Source organism: Pantoea sp. BRR-3P (genome assembly GCF_039621635.1).
In the GTDB taxonomy this organism is placed as follows: domain Bacteria; phylum Pseudomonadota; class Gammaproteobacteria; order Enterobacterales; family Enterobacteriaceae; genus Pantoea; species Pantoea floridensis.
Map to the genome: position 1 here is coordinate 148890 of NZ_CP155068.1, position 14508 is coordinate 163397.

Annotated in this window: 11 protein-coding genes and 1 pseudogene; 4 read left to right on the forward strand and 8 right to left on the reverse strand. The window is 51.2% G+C overall.

Translation table 11 applies throughout. From position 1 onward, the window contains the following. Window positions 1–202: 202 nt before the first annotated feature. Entirely contained in the window at window positions 203–2389 is a 2187-nt protein-coding gene (locus AAGR08_RS23610) for an EAL domain-containing protein (protein WP_345831052.1), read from the reverse strand. 395 nt (window positions 2390–2784) lie between these two features. Then, on the reverse strand, window positions 2785–3024 hold the full coding sequence (locus tag AAGR08_RS23615) for an antitoxin Xre-like helix-turn-helix domain-containing protein (protein ID WP_049852809.1): 240 nt from the start codon (window positions 3022–3024) through the stop codon (window positions 2785–2787). A 353-nt stretch (window positions 3025–3377) separates the two neighbouring features. Here AAGR08_RS23615 and AAGR08_RS23620 point away from each other — a divergent pair, with 353 nt between their 5' ends. Next, window positions 3378–3584, forward strand: a complete 207-nt coding sequence (locus tag AAGR08_RS23620; protein ID WP_049852727.1) for a DUF3606 domain-containing protein — start codon at window positions 3378–3380, stop codon at window positions 3582–3584. Here AAGR08_RS23620 and AAGR08_RS23625 read toward each other — a convergent pair. Continuing rightward, window positions 3581–4976 (reverse strand): annotated as a pseudogene (locus tag AAGR08_RS23625) (methyl-accepting chemotaxis protein). The gene AAGR08_RS23620 and the pseudogene AAGR08_RS23625 sit on opposite strands and share 4 nt — an antisense overlap. A 337-nt stretch (window positions 4977–5313) precedes the next feature. Between AAGR08_RS23625 and AAGR08_RS23630 the strand changes: the two are divergent. After that, window positions 5314–7095 carry a sensor domain-containing phosphodiesterase gene (locus AAGR08_RS23630; RefSeq protein ID WP_336779062.1) on the forward strand — a complete coding sequence of 594 codons (1782 nt, stop codon included), beginning with the start codon at window positions 5314–5316 and terminating at the stop codon, window positions 7093–7095. 305 nt (window positions 7096–7400) lie between these two features. Here the strand turns inward: AAGR08_RS23630 and AAGR08_RS23635 are convergent, their stop codons facing one another. The 3 genes from AAGR08_RS23635 to AAGR08_RS23645 form a co-directional block, all read right to left on the reverse strand. Further along, window positions 7401–7589, reverse strand: coding sequence for a biofilm development regulator YmgB/AriR family protein (locus AAGR08_RS23635; protein ID WP_312463956.1), 189 nt, complete (start codon window positions 7587–7589; stop codon window positions 7401–7403). 119 nt (window positions 7590–7708) lie between these two features. Next, window positions 7709–9298 carry a sensor domain-containing diguanylate cyclase gene (locus AAGR08_RS23640; RefSeq protein ID WP_345831055.1) on the reverse strand — a complete coding sequence of 530 codons (1590 nt, stop codon included), beginning with the start codon at window positions 9296–9298 and terminating at the stop codon, window positions 7709–7711. Window positions 9299–10147: 849 nt separating this feature from the next. Then, window positions 10148–11050, reverse strand: coding sequence for a GGDEF domain-containing protein (locus tag AAGR08_RS23645; RefSeq protein WP_345830930.1), 903 nt, complete (start codon window positions 11048–11050; stop codon window positions 10148–10150). Window positions 11051–11755: 705 nt separating this feature from the next. Between AAGR08_RS23645 and AAGR08_RS23650 the strand changes: the two genes are divergently transcribed. Together AAGR08_RS23650 and AAGR08_RS23655 are read left to right on the forward strand one after the other, a co-directional pair. After that, window positions 11756–12067 (forward strand): hypothetical protein, encoded by a 312-nt coding sequence (locus AAGR08_RS23650; protein WP_049852731.1) that lies wholly within the window; start codon window positions 11756–11758, stop codon window positions 12065–12067. Between the two features lie 111 nt (window positions 12068–12178). Then, entirely contained in the window at window positions 12179–12376 is a 198-nt protein-coding gene (locus AAGR08_RS23655; RefSeq protein WP_049852732.1) for a DUF2767 family protein, read from the forward strand. A gap of 180 nt (window positions 12377–12556) precedes the next feature. Here AAGR08_RS23655 and AAGR08_RS23660 read toward each other — a convergent pair whose 3' ends face one another. Beyond that, complete coding sequence (locus tag AAGR08_RS23660; RefSeq protein ID WP_345830933.1) at window positions 12557–13189, reverse strand: DUF421 domain-containing protein; 633 nt, start codon at window positions 13187–13189, stop codon at window positions 12557–12559. An 8-nt stretch (window positions 13190–13197) separates the two neighbouring features. Further along, window positions 13198–13644: a DUF3290 domain-containing protein gene (locus AAGR08_RS23665; RefSeq protein ID WP_049852734.1), complete on the reverse strand. Its 447-nt coding sequence runs from the start codon at window positions 13642–13644 to the stop codon at window positions 13198–13200. Window positions 13645–14508: the final 864 nt, after the last annotated feature.

The following is a 14508-nucleotide window of genomic DNA, read 5'->3' on the forward strand; positions in this document are numbered from 1 at the left end:
TTAATCAGTCACTTTTTAAAGAAAGAATAACAGTCAGAATCGACCCTAAAGAGTCGATTAACGCTCCAGCATTTATCGGTTGTTTTACTTAAGAATAAGTCCAGCAACCGCCAGGCAATAGTTCATGAGTGATACAGACAGGGGAAGGGTCACATCCTCAGCCCCTGCATTTTTATCCTGATAGTGTTCGCTGCCAGGTGACTTAAGGGATCAATTGGGGCAGGCTGTTAGCATCCGCCGCTAGCAGTGATTCAAATTCGGCCGCGCTTAACGGCGGGCATAATCCATTTCCCTGCATGATGTCGCACTGGGCCGCAGTAATAAACGCTTGCTGCTTCATATCCTCCACGCCTTCCGCCGCCACGCTAATACCCAGGCTTTTACCCAGCGCTGCAATTGCCCTGAACATCATGCGCACATTTATACTCGTTTCGATTTCGTGTGTCAGCGACTTATCGATTTTAAAACCGCTTACAAAGCCGTGCCGAAGAAGGTTGATCGCGCCAAGCGTTTTTCCGTAATGGTCAATGACGAATGACGCACCCGTTTTTCTAACGGCTTCAAACCGCGCCGGCGCGTCCTGGATCAGAACAGTCAGCAGAGGTTCATCAACCTCCAGATCTACAAAACCCGCTTCGCAACCAGCACATTCCCGGAGCACGCTTTCAAGCCCTGGCCCTGCCAGCTGGCGGGGGAAGAGATTGATGCTGACCCGGAGCCCGGGGCAGCGCACGTGCCACTGCCTGACCTGAGCCAGTGCGCTGCGAATAATCCACTCACCGAGCGTCAGGGACAAGGGATTTTTCACCAGCATGCTGATAAATTCGGCCGGCAGCAACAGCCCGCGTGCAGGGTGCTGCCAGCGTATAAAGGCTTCACAGCCAATCAGGCGTGCATTCTGCACGTCGTAGCGTGGCTGATAGTGCAGAACAAACTGCTGCTGGCGGACTGCGGCCTCCAGCTCTCGCTCAAAGCGCCGGCGCTGCTGCTCCGCTTCGCGAAACGCCGGCAGGAAAAGCACACTGCAGCCTTTCCCTGATGCCTTGGCACGGTAGAGGGCAAGGTCGGCGGCGGACATCATTGCCGACGGATCTTCCCCGTGATCGGGATAGGAAGCGATGCCCGTACTGGCACCGATAATAACCGGGGAGTCATGGTAACGGAACGGCGTTTGTACAGCAGCAATCAGGCGCTCAGCGGTGAGGGATGCCTCGGTACTGCCACCTGGCAGCAGAATAATAAACTCATCCCCACCTAGCCGTGCAGCGGTGACCGCGCTGGCGCACACCGCGCGTATCTGATCGGCGACGTGACACAGTAACGCATCGCCGGCGGCGTGACCGAGTGTATCGTTCACCTCCTTAAATCCGTCGAGATCGGTCATTAACAGCGTATATGGTACGCCAGCCTCAGTCAGCTGGCCGAGCTGCTGCATAAACGCACTCCGACTGGCAAGACGGGTAAGCATATCAAGAGAGGCAAGCTCGCAGAGCCGGGCCTCGCTTTCGTGACGGGCGGTGACGTCGCGGATAATCATGCCGACCAGTCGCTCATCGTTTTCCCGCCAGCCCGAAAATGACACTTCGGCGGGAAATTCACGTCCATCACGCCTGAGCCCCCAAATCTGCAGCGTGCGCGGACGGGAAATGGCGGCCTCGTCCGCGCTCAACCGCTCAAGCTCATTACGGTAATCAGTCTGACATCTTTCAGGAATGAGTCCGGCCACGTACTGCCCTGACATCTCATTCGCGTCATATCCAAAGAGGGCGCTGGCGGCCGGGTTCCAGAAGTTGATGCCGCGGCGCAGGTCGGTACAGATGATGGCGTCCGGTGAAGTGGCCGATATTGCCTGCAGTCGCTGCTGGCTGGCATGTCGCAGCAGCTCAAGCCGGTGCACCTCCATACGGTCCATTACCAGCGCGGCGATATCGGCCAGGTGTTGCCTGTCTGCATCCGTCAGCGGAGGGCGTGGCTGTGTGTCGGTCAGGCAGACAGTGCCGATGTGGTGCCCGTCCGGGGTGGAAAGCGGGACGCCCGCATAAAAGCGGATGTGCGGATAGCCCAGCACCAGAGGATTATCGCGAAAGCGCGGGTCGATAAGGGTATCGGGCACGCAGAGAATATCACCCTGCGCCAGCGTATGATCGCAGAAAGCGACCTCTCTGGCCGTGCCGGAAATGTTTAACCCGTACCGTGACGTGAAGAACTGGCGCTGATCGTCAATCAGCGAGACAAAGGCTACCGGCACGCGAAAAAGGCGGGCGGCGAGCGTGGTAAGTCGGTCAAGCGCATCTGCTGGCAGGGCGCCTGTATGCTGGTACTGTGCCAGCGCGTCGAGGCGGGCCGCCTCGCGGATATCAGTCAGGCGTTTCAGGGGCTGTCCCCTCATGTTTGGTTTACTGTGGCCGGCATGACACAGCATAAAGGGGACACGTTCAATCAGACGGAGCCGCACAAACTTTGCTGCCGCCCCGCAGCCGGAAGAAAGGCCCATCCGTGGGCCCGCACGCTCAGAGCCCTGAAGCCCGGCATCTGCCCGTTGGAAAAGGCCGGTCTGAAAAACATAAGCTCATGACCATTGAAGTGACCATGAAGTGGATTTTCCGGAGCATTCCTGGCCGGCATTCATTGCTGCAGGGATGTTACACCCCGCGTTAGGGACGCAACCGAAATATTGCGCGCCCCGGGCCGACCGATCGGTGAAACAACACTTCCTCTCATGGCATTAAATCCCTGTATCGGCATATCTCACCTGAACTTCAGCTCCGGCGTAAACGGCGCTTCTTATTTTTTTTTCTGCGGGATAAGTGCAAAGTACGGATGCTGACCGGCGAGCAGCAACAGCAGCTCATATTCGGCCTGGCTGAGAGGGGCCGGATTCTTTGCCGCCTCCTTCGTCTGCCAGACGCGCAGGCTGAGGCCAAATCGTTCAGCGGCGCGTTCCTGGGACAGGCCGGCGGCGAGCCGGAGTTCACGGACGTTGGACTGTACGCTGACGGACTGCTGTAATCGCTGATTTCCCAGAAATAACCTCCTGTTGCCCCCTCAGTGAGGGCCAATGCCGAAGTGGCCTTTGTATCGCCTTTAATCAGTACATTATCTTAACTGTAAACCTGCCCAGTCAAGACGACGGTGTTCAGAAAATGGCAGTGTGAGAGAATTAAACGAAATTAATCTGGCTCCCTCTTTCTAAATCATGTTTGGAATAGGCAAACAGGGGGGCAATACCGCATCCAGGATTTATCTCCTTTTTAAGTGATTCCGCAACACAAAGATTATTCCGGTATATACCGGCCGCTCATTTATGGGGGAATGGTGGGGATTATGGGGCGACATTTAATCATCGCCCTACCCTGAAAAATATAAAGGATAACCTGATGAAACACCGCGATTATATTCAGCGTCGCGTGCCTGGCGATCTCAGCCGCGTGGACATTCGCGAGCAGTGGCAGATAACATTCTGGACGCAGGAGCTATGCACCACGCAGGAGCGTCTTGTCCGTGCCGTGCGGGAGGCTGGACCGGAAGCTGACCGCGTTCGCGAATGGCTGGAGAAAAACCCTCCTCCGCGTGCATCCCGCTAATGACGGCCGAAGGCAACCCAGCCGCCCTGTTTCGCGGGTGCGGCACGCATATTACGGGGAGGCTGCGCCGCCGGGTTTACAGCCGCCACTCCCTCGGCCTGTGCAGCCTGCGGCAGCGTGAAGCGGGTAATTACATCGCCGAGGGCCGCAGTCTGCCCACTGAGGCTATTAGTCGTCGCAGAAACCTGCTGAACCAGCGCTGCATTCTGCTGCGTCACGCGGTCAAGCTCTGCTACGGCCAGCGTGACCTGCGCGATGCCTTTACTCTGCTCTTCAGAGGCCATCGCAATCTGCCCAATCAGCTCGTTCACCCCGCCGACACCGTGGAGCACCTCATCCATGGTGGTGCCAGCACTGTTCGCGGCTCTGCGCCAGCGAGCGCACCTCTGCGGCCACCACCGCAAAACCGCGCCCCTGCTCGCCGGCGCGGGCGGCCTCAACGGCGGCGTTCAGCGCCAGAATGTTAGTCTGGAAAGCAATACCGTTAATGGTGGCCGTGAACTGACGGATTTTTTCGGAGCCTTCGGCAATACTGCCCATGGCCGTCATAACCGAGCGCACCAGCTCCGCCCCTTCCTGAGTAGTAACCGCTGTCCTGACGGCCAGCTCCCGTGCTTCACGTGCGTTTTCAGCGTTATGGCTGACGGTGGCGGTAATTTCTTCCATGCTGGCCGCAGTCTGCTCGAGCGCCGCGGCCTGCGTAGAGGTGCGGTCCGCCAAATCCGCATTACCCGCCCCAATGTCGCCTGCCTCACGGTGAAGAACGCTTGCGTTATCGCGGATGGCCTGCACCGCATCGAGCAGGCTGTGCTGCATCTCCTTTACCAGCGGCACCAGCTGACCCACGCAGTTAGGGCCCAGGTCTTCAGGCTCTCGCGTGAGGTCGCCGTCCGCGATGGTCTTAAGGTGCGCGCGGATCGTAGCCACCGGACGCACGAGATGGGCTACCAGGTAGCGGTCGCAGAAAACCAGCAGGCCGCCGGCGGCCAGCAACGCCGCGATGAGGATAATTTCGAGGCGGTGGCGGTCTGCCATGACGGGCGCGTCATCGGCCGCCAGTTGCTGCGTCAGCGCGGCAAGGCGTTCACCCGCGGCGGGTCCATACTCAGCCGGCCCGGCCGTCAGCGCAAAGCGAAAGCGACCCCAGTCGGCACCGTCGGGTACGGCGGCCATCAGCGCATTTTTTTCAGCCGCCGTGCCGCTCTGCATCACGATGCCGCTGCGCGTCAGAAAAGTCAGCTGCTGCGTCAGCGCGTCAGCGCGGTCCGCGTGCCGGTTCATATCCCGCAGGGTCACCGTCCCGTATCCGCCGGCGAGCGCCACTATCGCCAGTGAAAAGATCATCATCCATAGTACGACGCGGCGGATGGTAAAGTGTCTGAGTAACTGCATAAGGTTTTCCCCGGGGCGGTTATTAGTTAATAATAATTATTTTCTTCTTTCGAATTCGCGCGTAATTAATCTGCGTGCGATGCTTTGTGACTAAATAGTCTGACATGTTAATTAAAAAGATAAAACTTTCGCTCGATTAAATTAAAGAATCGTCGTCGCGTAAGGATTTCGTTAAAGAAAATAAAAATGACATCAGACCACTATACGACTATCATAAGCCACATAATAAAGCTTCAATTGTTTTATCCTTTCGCAGAAATCGCGCATTTTACGGTCCGCTACTGTACATTTTCTCTTTTTAATTTCGTTCCGGAACCAGGCCGGGGCGGAGGAACCCATGCTGATGAACCTATCCGGCGACCATGATCGCCGCGCGCAGGCGCTGAAAGCGCTGCGCAGTACCGACGAAAGCCGCGACGACGTGCTGCGAAAATTTGTCCGGCTGGCCAGCCAGGCGCTGGGCATACCGGGAAGCTTCATCTCCGTGCTCGACGATGAGCAACAGCACGTGCAGGCCGCGCATAACTTTGCGCTCCGCCAGTCTTCACGGGAAGAGTCGCTCTGCAGGCACGCGGTGGACAGCGACTGCGCGGTGGTAGTCCCTGATACGTGGCTGGACGCCCGGTTCGTTACGCACCCCCTCATCACGGGTGCGCCCTACATTCGCTTTTACGCCGGCGCCCCGCTGAAAAACCGGGAGGGTATCGTGCTGGGTACGCTGTGCGTCACCGATACCGAACCTCATTCGTTCAGTGCCGAACAGGTCACCACGCTTAAGCTACTGGCTGCGCTGGTGATGGCGTTTCTGGAGGCCTGGCACTCGGCCGGCTTTGCTGACCCGGTCACTGGCCTGCCCAACCGCCAGCGCCTTATCCGCGACCTGCAGTTCCTGGCGGCGTCGGGGGATAGTACCCCCCGACGACTGGTACTGATAGACTGCATCGATATGCCGCGTGCTTACGAACTTGCCCGCTCTATGGGCATGGGTCCGGTGGAGAGTCTGCTTAACGACGTTGCCACGCTGCTGCCGCTGCGCCTGCGCCCGGCTTCGGGCGAAATGCTTTACACTGTCGCCACCGGTCGCTTTGCGCTTCTGACGCGGGATGATAGCCACCTTACCGCGGACTGGGTGGCGGGGAGGCTGGAGGGCATCAGCGCGGATCTTGGCGAAGGCATCGCCGTTGCACTCACAACGCACACCGGCGAAGTCACCTTCACCCTTGGAGAAATTCCCGCTCAGGAGGCGCTACGCCGCGCGGTGAGCGCGCTGCATGAGGCCATCGGACGCGGGCTTCCCTCAATGCGCTTCAGTCAGGGCACCGACGCGCGTCATACGCAGGATTTTACCTTGGTGCACGAGCTGGCCTCCGCTATGAGGGGGGATCACGGGCTCTGGCTTGCTTACCAGCCCAAAATCTGTCTGCAAAGCGGCCGTCCCGTGGGACTGGAAGCGTTAATCCGCTGGCGGCACCCGCAACGTGGTGAACTCTCCCCGGCACACTTTGTGCCTCTGGCTGAACAGACCGAACTGCTCAGCGAGCTGACGACCTGGGTGACAGATCGCGTTATTAAACGGCTTGCCCGGCTGCGTAACAACTGCGTCCAGCTCCCGGTGACCATCAACGTCAGCAGCCACGACTTTGCCCGTGAGGGGTTTGCCGATGCGCTTGAGACGAAAATGATCAGGGCCAGGCTTCCAACTTCGCTACTGGGCATCGAGTGTCTTGAGACGGAACGCATTCTTGAAAGCCCTGCAGCAATGCGGGGACTGGAGATGCTCAAGCTCAGGGGCTTTGGCATTTCGCTGGATGATTTCGGCACCGGCTACAGCAACATCAGCTATCTTCGCCGTATGCCGCTTGATGTAATCAAGCTTGACCGCTCGCTTATCAGTGAATTATCGTCTGATACCGCCTCACGCATAATTGCGCGCAGCATTATTGCTATGCTCAAAGACCTCGACTACACGGTACTTGCTGAAGGTGTAGAGGATGAACGGACCGTTACGGCGCTGACCGAGTACGGCTGCGACCAGGCTCAGGGCTTTTTCTATTCTAAGGCGTTACCGGAAACAGAACTCGACGAATGGCTCGAATGGAAGCTGCGGGGGCAGTGCTGAAAACGCACGGCCTGCTCAGGTCAGAGCAGCCCCATTGTCAGGTCCGGCTCTGCCTTACCGTAAAAAAACCTGGCACGGGGAGTGCCAGGCGCAGGCAACCGCAAGAAAGGCCTTAATTGACATCATGAGGTAAGAGCCGCAAAGGAGGAGAACCCAGCGGCCTTCTGAGAGTACCATTTTGCTTAATATTTTCCAGTCAGGAGACGTCAGGTCGCCCCGTGCGGTAATGCCTGCAGGGGAGAGTCAATCGGGGTGTCCGATTATCTTTCAGCTCCGGAGTATCTCCCAGCCCCGCGAGGCACATCCTATCGCACCACGTCTGAAGTGCTTTCCAGCTCAGCTATCAGGCTGAGGATAATGTCTTTACGCAGTACGCGATCCCGGTCTGACCAGAGACACGCGAACACTGCGCTGATAATTTCGGCCTCAGGTGCAAACAGCTCACTTCTCTCTCGGAGGATATGAGGGATTTCTTCTTCGGTATTTTGCTGCATAATGCTCTTCCGGATGGGTAAAAAGACGCGAACGGAAGCCGGATGGCACCGGGCGCAACGTACGTGCGACAGCAGAGGACCGGCCTCACGCGGGGCAATCCGAAGTGGCTCAGGACACATTATGATAATTCAGGGCTGGCGTACCGGCTGAAACCGTCCGGGCCAGCGATAATGACAACGTTGCGTCCTGCTCCTTTAGCCTCGTAAAGCGCCTCATCCGCGCGGCGCAGCAGCTCATCCCGGCTACCCTCACAGTCCCTCAGTGCCGCCACGCCCGTGGACACCGTCATGGTGCCCACGAACGGAAATACAGTGGTGCTTACGGTCTCGCGGATCCGCTCCGCCGTCCGCGCCGCATCGTTCAGTTCCGTCGCCGGTAAAAGCAGGATGAATTCCTCGCCGCCAAACCGGCTGACCACGTCCCCTGCACGGCATGCCTGACGCAGCAAGGCAGCGAGGCTTACCAGCACCGCGTCTCCGGCGTCATGCCCGTACCAGTCATTGATTTTCTTGAAGTAATCGATATCAATGGCAATCATGCACTGATCCTGAACGTCATTTATCTGGTCGGCCAGCACATTAAAACCGCGGCGGTTACAAAGCCCTGTCAACGGATCGGTCATGGCCTCATCGCTGAGGGCGGCCATGCGCCCTGCTACACCCTGCCGGTATTCCTGAACGGCTTCTTTCAGTCGGTCTGCTTCATAATACCAGGCCTGCACCAAGGTAAGCGGTACGGGCTCTACGTCGCTGCCTCCATTACGTACCATGTCGGCGAGCCTCTCCAGCGGAGAAGCGATGCGTCCTGCCAGGAGGGCCATTGCGGCGGCCGTAATGGTAATGATTCCCAGCAAAAACCACAGTGCATTTTCTACCGTGTGCAGCAGGATGTGCCGGACCGTTTCCGATGTACCGGTGATAAAGATGTTCCAGTCGGTGCAGTGCAAGCTCGCGTAGCCAGTGAGGAACTGCTGGCCGCCGCTTTCGGTGCTGAATCGCCCACTGTCGGTAGCGGCAAGCCGCTTAAGAAGCGCCGGGCTTAGCACCATTTGCTCACCTACGCGGGAAGCATCATGGCTGAAGACAATCAGGCCGTCATTGCTGACAATGCTCACCGCCGCCCCTCTGGCATAAAAGTGCTGGCTGAGTATGTCGCTCAGCATGCTCTGCTTTTTAAGGTAAATGGTGCCACCTATGTATCCAAGATAACTGCCGTCCGCCGCAAAAAGAGGCTGTGACAAAAACACCACGTAGTTGCCCGACGCCGAAGTAAACGGTGAAGAAATGAAAGGTTTCTGCGTGGCAATAGCCTGCTGACTCGCGTCGGAGTGCAGTTTCAGGCCGACCAAACTCAGGCTTTCCGGCGAGGTGGCAGCAATAACCGCATCCCGGTTCACCACCACGACCGTATTAAAAAAACCGGACTGCAGCCGCAGACGGTCTGTCTCATCCCGCAGCAGTGCCGGGTCGGTCAGCCCCTTTATCTGCGTGGCGCTCCAGGCCAGCTCACGCTGCGCCGTAGCGAGGTAACGGTCGGTAGTGTCCGCGAGCTTGCGCGCATAGGCAATATTGCCTTCCAGCAGGCTGTCCTCAATATTGGCCTTCTGAAAAAATAGCAGCGTACCCAGAAGCAGGCCTGAGGTAAGGACGACGCCCCCGATGGAAAGTGACATCAGAAGCGTGCGGAGGCGGAGTTTTTTCAGAAGCATGGCGTTAAGGGCCCGGGTAAAGGTGTCATCGGATCTTACCTTCATGAGACGCAGCCGAAGGGAAGAGCAGCGCGCAATAAATACATCACGCTGGGCGATTGGGTCAGACCTCGCACTACCACTTTAGCGTACCTTTTCTCCCTTAACTCAATTTTGCATTATAACTCGCTGCTGTTATGAGATTTTTGTAGATTTAATGCAGAAAAAAGATTATCAAAGAGTGGTATCGTCTCACCACGGTACAAATCAACGATTAGCGCGTTATAGCTTACGGGCATTTTTTAGAACAATGGTTAAAAATCAATATCTTGTCAGAAATGCTTTTAAAAATGAGTTAACCTGACACTGTTGAATTAATAAACAAATCTGCTTTGCATGCACACATCTGGTGACTGGAAAGTAAGTACTTTTATACCACACGGAAGTAAAATGCCTGTGACCAAAACTATTCCGGGCTCAAATGAGACGCAATTACGTCTGACAATCTTCTGCCAATCGTTTTGTCAAACGAATTACTTTCACAGCCTCACAAACCCGTGGGTTACGCATTTAACGAACAGGTTGCGTGAATAACGATTTGCCAGGCATTTTCATCTCATAAAGAGTTCTGAATCAGTATTTATCTGTTAAAAGTATGTCAGTGAAACCAGCCAAAACAATTAAGTGCGCTGATAAAGTTCGCCTTGCTACCAGCAGTAACGTTTACGTTAAGTAGCAGGGCGCGTTAAGAAGTCGGGAGGGTCATCGTTGGTTTTCACGCAAAAGCAGAAGACAACCGACAAATTTATCGTAGAAGATGATGAGATAATCAGAACTGTAAACGCCTTATAATGACCGGTGAAAAAACGATCAGAGGTTTCTGTTTTCTGGCGCATAAATTATGCAGTTCCTGCCTGCTCTCTTAGCCCTGTAAAGGGCTTCATCAGCAGCTTTGATGGCAGAAGTAGGAGGCTCAGCTGACCGTTTGGAGGCAACACCAATACTGAGTGTAACCTGTATACTGCCGTTACAAACATCCGTAAGAGAGGTTTTTATTTTTTTTATCGTATCTTCAGCAGACAACGTATCGAATACCACAATGACAAACTCTTCACCTCCGGAACGTGAAATAAAGACCTCCTCACTCGTGAAACCACCTAGAATTATGCCGGTTTTTCTCAAAACGTTATCTCCCATTTCATGACCATACGTGTCGTTTATTTTTTTAAAATGGTCAATATCCGCAATGCAGATAATCCCTTCCCTGCCTTCCATCTCTCTGAGCTTAGAATTAAGGTGTCGTCGGTTAGGAAGTCCTGTTAATTCATCAGTAAAGGACATACTTACAACAGACTCATAGCTATAGTTAACATATTTAATAAATTTGTTGAAAGAAAAAACGATCAGAAGGATGGCGGGCATATACAGAACGGATGCAATCAATGAAGCCACATCTCTTTCCAGTAACGCTAACCCACCGGCCATAGATGCAAGTGATGAGTTAAGTAACAGGAATAGTCCGATTCTGAAAACGGCCAGATGTTCTTCCTCAGATTTAATATTAAATGATTTCCTGATAACCCATGTCATTATTGAGACGGTGCAGGTATTAATAAAAAAATAAAAGTTTAAACGCCCGGTATTCCCATAGACCAGATAAAGGGAAAAAAGCAGGCCGACCATAATGAAAACATAAACAATAATTGACCTGTAAAGTAAACCTTTAGGGGTTTCGGCTTCATGTATCAGTTTGCTTGAAATCTTAAAGTTCATTACATTATCCTGATGTGATTCAGGCATTAAGGGTAACATGTGATTATTTCTTTTGGTTATCATTTGTGCCTTTTCTGTATATAAAAATGGCACTGATAACATTCTTTTAGTAAATGAAAAAACCATGTTTATCGAGAGTTAATGGGTTGTTACAATCCATGCCGAGCAGTCATATAATTTCAGCAGGTAACCGCCAGGTTTTCGCCCGGGAACGGTTTTAAAACTGGTAGTGATCGGTCATGCCATTCACATAGTGGGCCCAGCGGCCATATTTTTAGTCTGAAAAAGTCAGATAACAGATTATTAGTTCTGACCAGGAATGATATTAACACTAACGCATTAGGTCAAAGAAATAAAAAATCTCTACGCAGAATAATTCCACCATTTGAATATATTATTCCCGAGAGGTTCATTTGCGCGTTAAATAAATTTTAAGTGCCGGACTGTTAATACCAAGCCCGCTTAGCTCTGTTTGCCCTGACTCGCCATGAATAGATATGTAAAAGATGCAGTTTTCTTTCGCAAACGAAAATCTAATTCAAAAAACCTTATGCTTTAAACATTTTTTCACTAAAAATTGGCACTAATATAGCTGGGCCGATATAATGAAACTGTAAGGAAACTATAGCTACTTAGGAATTATCATATGCGGTTTTATTGTTGAGTGGCATAACCTGAAAAAACACCCTAACACAGGAGATATATGTGAATGAAATCAGCATACATTTTTTTGCAGTCGGCATCAGGAAGCTAGCAGCAGAGCATCAGGCTGGCAAAACCTGTGCTGTAGCGAAAAAGGAGGTTGACCAGCTCATTCAGTCCATGCGTGACATCATGGGGCCTGATAAAGCTTACCAGGCAAAAAAGTGGTCACAACTACTTGACGAACTTGAGCTGTATAACAACAGCAGAGCCGACCCCAGATGGGAAACTATAATTTCTCACGCCAGAAACAGAATTAAAACGCGCAAAAGGACAGCCACTTTCTCCCGGAAGCGGTTCCGAATAGAAAAATAGCGGTGCTGAAATGGCCTGGATGATTTCTTTGCAGTTGCTAAATCGTTTTTGTTATGGCTTATAAGAATACTATTTTAGCGGCATTTTATGAATGATATAAAGGTGGATGTGATGAACGCGAATGAACTCTACAATGAAATGTGCCGTGTGGTAGGTGATATGGTTTTTACGCTTCATGATTCAGGCATTGAGTCAAAACAAATGGTTATTGCGGACGCCCTGAGAACAGTCCTGGCTTACAAAAATGTTGACCGCACGGAGCTAATGGTCAGGGCAATTGAATGCTCGGTAAGAACGCTAGATAGATAGTAAGATAGCTGATTCTGGGGGCTTTTTGGCACATTTATCGCAGGCTGTTTATGCAGATGAGTAAGTTATACATTTGTTAACCGGGATGGTAACGACCCGCTGTAGATCCGTAAACTTTATTTCATCTGCGCTCTTAGCTTTTGCATTTAGTATATCAACGTATAATTAATACCGATGCATTCATGCATAGCCATATAAGTTAATCCTTCCGGAAAGATATTCACCTAAATAGACCTCACTGATTTTGTTAAAACCCTGCTCGGCGATTTTTTCTTCCAGCCATGCTCTGTCCTTATTGATAATTTCAAGCAAGTCGTCGTTTGCTAAACCGTCCACTATAATAGGATAACGGATGTTTTCATCTCCGCTCTGGATAATAGTCAACTGCCCATTCTGTTCGAGAACTACACGTTTGAGTTGTTCAACTTCATAAACCCCGTTAGATCTTAACTTAAACATTAACTCATTAGCAGAAACTCCATTTCGTAAACATTCTCTGACATTTACCGTCCCGTTATGCACCAGAGTAATAGGCTTGCCATCAATTATTTTTTTTACTAACCTATTGTTCTCTTTTGAAAACTTGAGAACAAATACAAGTAATGTCCATATTATTAATACCAGTACAAACTGAAGGACTGATATCGTTTCATTATAAATTACACCACCGATAATGCCGCCTAACACGTAATTCTGAACCTGGTCCATGGCTGACGATGGAGCAAGATTGCCTTTTCCCATAAGATTTATCTGGACAATCAAGCACATAATACCAAGTCCAAGTTTTATAATAATAGGCATATATAATATCATTGTCTTACTTATCTCTCTAAAATGTTTACGTTTGCAGTGGTTAACCAGACCTGTACTAAATAGTAACTACTTTGATCGGCGCTTAAACTTACGCGAAAATAATTATTGTGAACTTTAATAATTATACCATCTGACAGCTGCACTGAGTTTGAAAAAACAGAGTTTATGCTTACGTTCTTGTCTTTCGATAAAGTTTTTACAAAGTTCACCATTTGCGATGATTGCGAATGTTTGTTCTGGCTGTTTGTGTAATCGGAGTACTGCAATCCTGAAATGAACAGAAGAAACAGGAAAGTAATAATGGTTAAGTCCCGATACTTTGTCTGTAGCCGATGTCGCATATACAGACTAAAAACAACAATCAATACAGTCAATGCACTGAAAATCACAATATATTTAAAAAAATCGTTCAGGTTTGACTGCGCCTGCAGATATTCAATGCCATAAAACTTCATTCTGACTGCATTCCTTATTATTTAATATCCCGTTCATCATAACATGGTGTTTTTTTTTGAAAAATGGGCCGTGATAATAATTTAATGATATCGTCTTAGTTTCTTCATGGTTGTGGTAATTGCTGTGAGTACATTACAGCTTCTCAACATACATAATGCCTTTACATGAAGGTGATTAGTTACCATACTCCATTTGATATGTTTTTTCGTATGTAAAAGATATGTTAAATGATGATGGTTTATTCTGAATAATGACCTGATTTCAGTTAGTCCTGTAAGGTCCGGCGTATGGAAAACATGACGGCTAATTGTTTCCGGTAATTTTCCTTCCTTAACAGTATTTTCCGTTGACTTGCTCATGTCAAGTTCACCATTTTCGCATGTCAGACTGGTGAAAAATTCACCTTCCCGTGCAAACTATATATTGTGTTCTTTGGGTAGTAATCACCACCACAATTTTTTTCGTGCCGTTAACGGCATTTCAGGCAGAGATTAAAACGTTTCTAAGAAATATTCTGCGCTGAATGAAACTGACTAAAAGTCCTTGGATCTGATGAGGAATACTTTCTTTTACCCAGCAGCTTACTTGCATGGGCTGTCCGGAAAAAATTTTCCGTTCGTCTCGCCTCATTTAATCAAGGCTATGCGATCCTCCCTCACGGCGGCTAAGTGACTTTGAGAACTTACCAGGTACGTCATCCGGACATTCTACTGTCGATCAAACTTTCCCGTTTTGCTAACCTGTGTGACCACAAAGTTCAGTTTCGACCTTTATACATTTCTTACCAGGCATTCAGCCTGGAGTGCCTGGTACGCCCCTGCCCCGCCCTTTCTGCACTCTTTCCCTGTGCGTCAGCGGGTTAC

Coding starts and splice junctions, on each gene's coding strand:
- AAGR08_RS23610 (WP_345831052.1), bottom strand. CDS start 2,389: ATGAGGGGACAGCCCCTGAAACGCCTGACTGATATCCGCGAGGCGGCC.
- AAGR08_RS23620 (WP_049852727.1), top strand. CDS start 3,378: ATGAAACACCGCGATTATATTCAGCGTCGCGTGCCTGGCGATCTCAGC.
- AAGR08_RS23630 (WP_336779062.1), top strand. CDS start 5,314: ATGCTGATGAACCTATCCGGCGACCATGATCGCCGCGCGCAGGCGCTG.
- AAGR08_RS23635 (WP_312463956.1), bottom strand. CDS start 7,589: ATGCAGCAAAATACCGAAGAAGAAATCCCTCATATCCTCCGAGAGAGA.
- AAGR08_RS23640 (WP_345831055.1), bottom strand. CDS start 9,298: ATGCTTCTGAAAAAACTCCGCCTCCGCACGCTTCTGATGTCACTTTCC.
- AAGR08_RS23645 (WP_345830930.1), bottom strand. CDS start 11,050: ATGAACTTTAAGATTTCAAGCAAACTGATACATGAAGCCGAAACCCCT.
- AAGR08_RS23655 (WP_049852732.1), top strand. CDS start 12,179: ATGAACGCGAATGAACTCTACAATGAAATGTGCCGTGTGGTAGGTGAT.
- AAGR08_RS23660 (WP_345830933.1), bottom strand. CDS start 13,189: ATGATATTATATATGCCTATTATTATAAAACTTGGACTTGGTATTATG.
- AAGR08_RS23665 (WP_049852734.1), bottom strand. CDS start 13,644: ATGAAGTTTTATGGCATTGAATATCTGCAGGCGCAGTCAAACCTGAAC.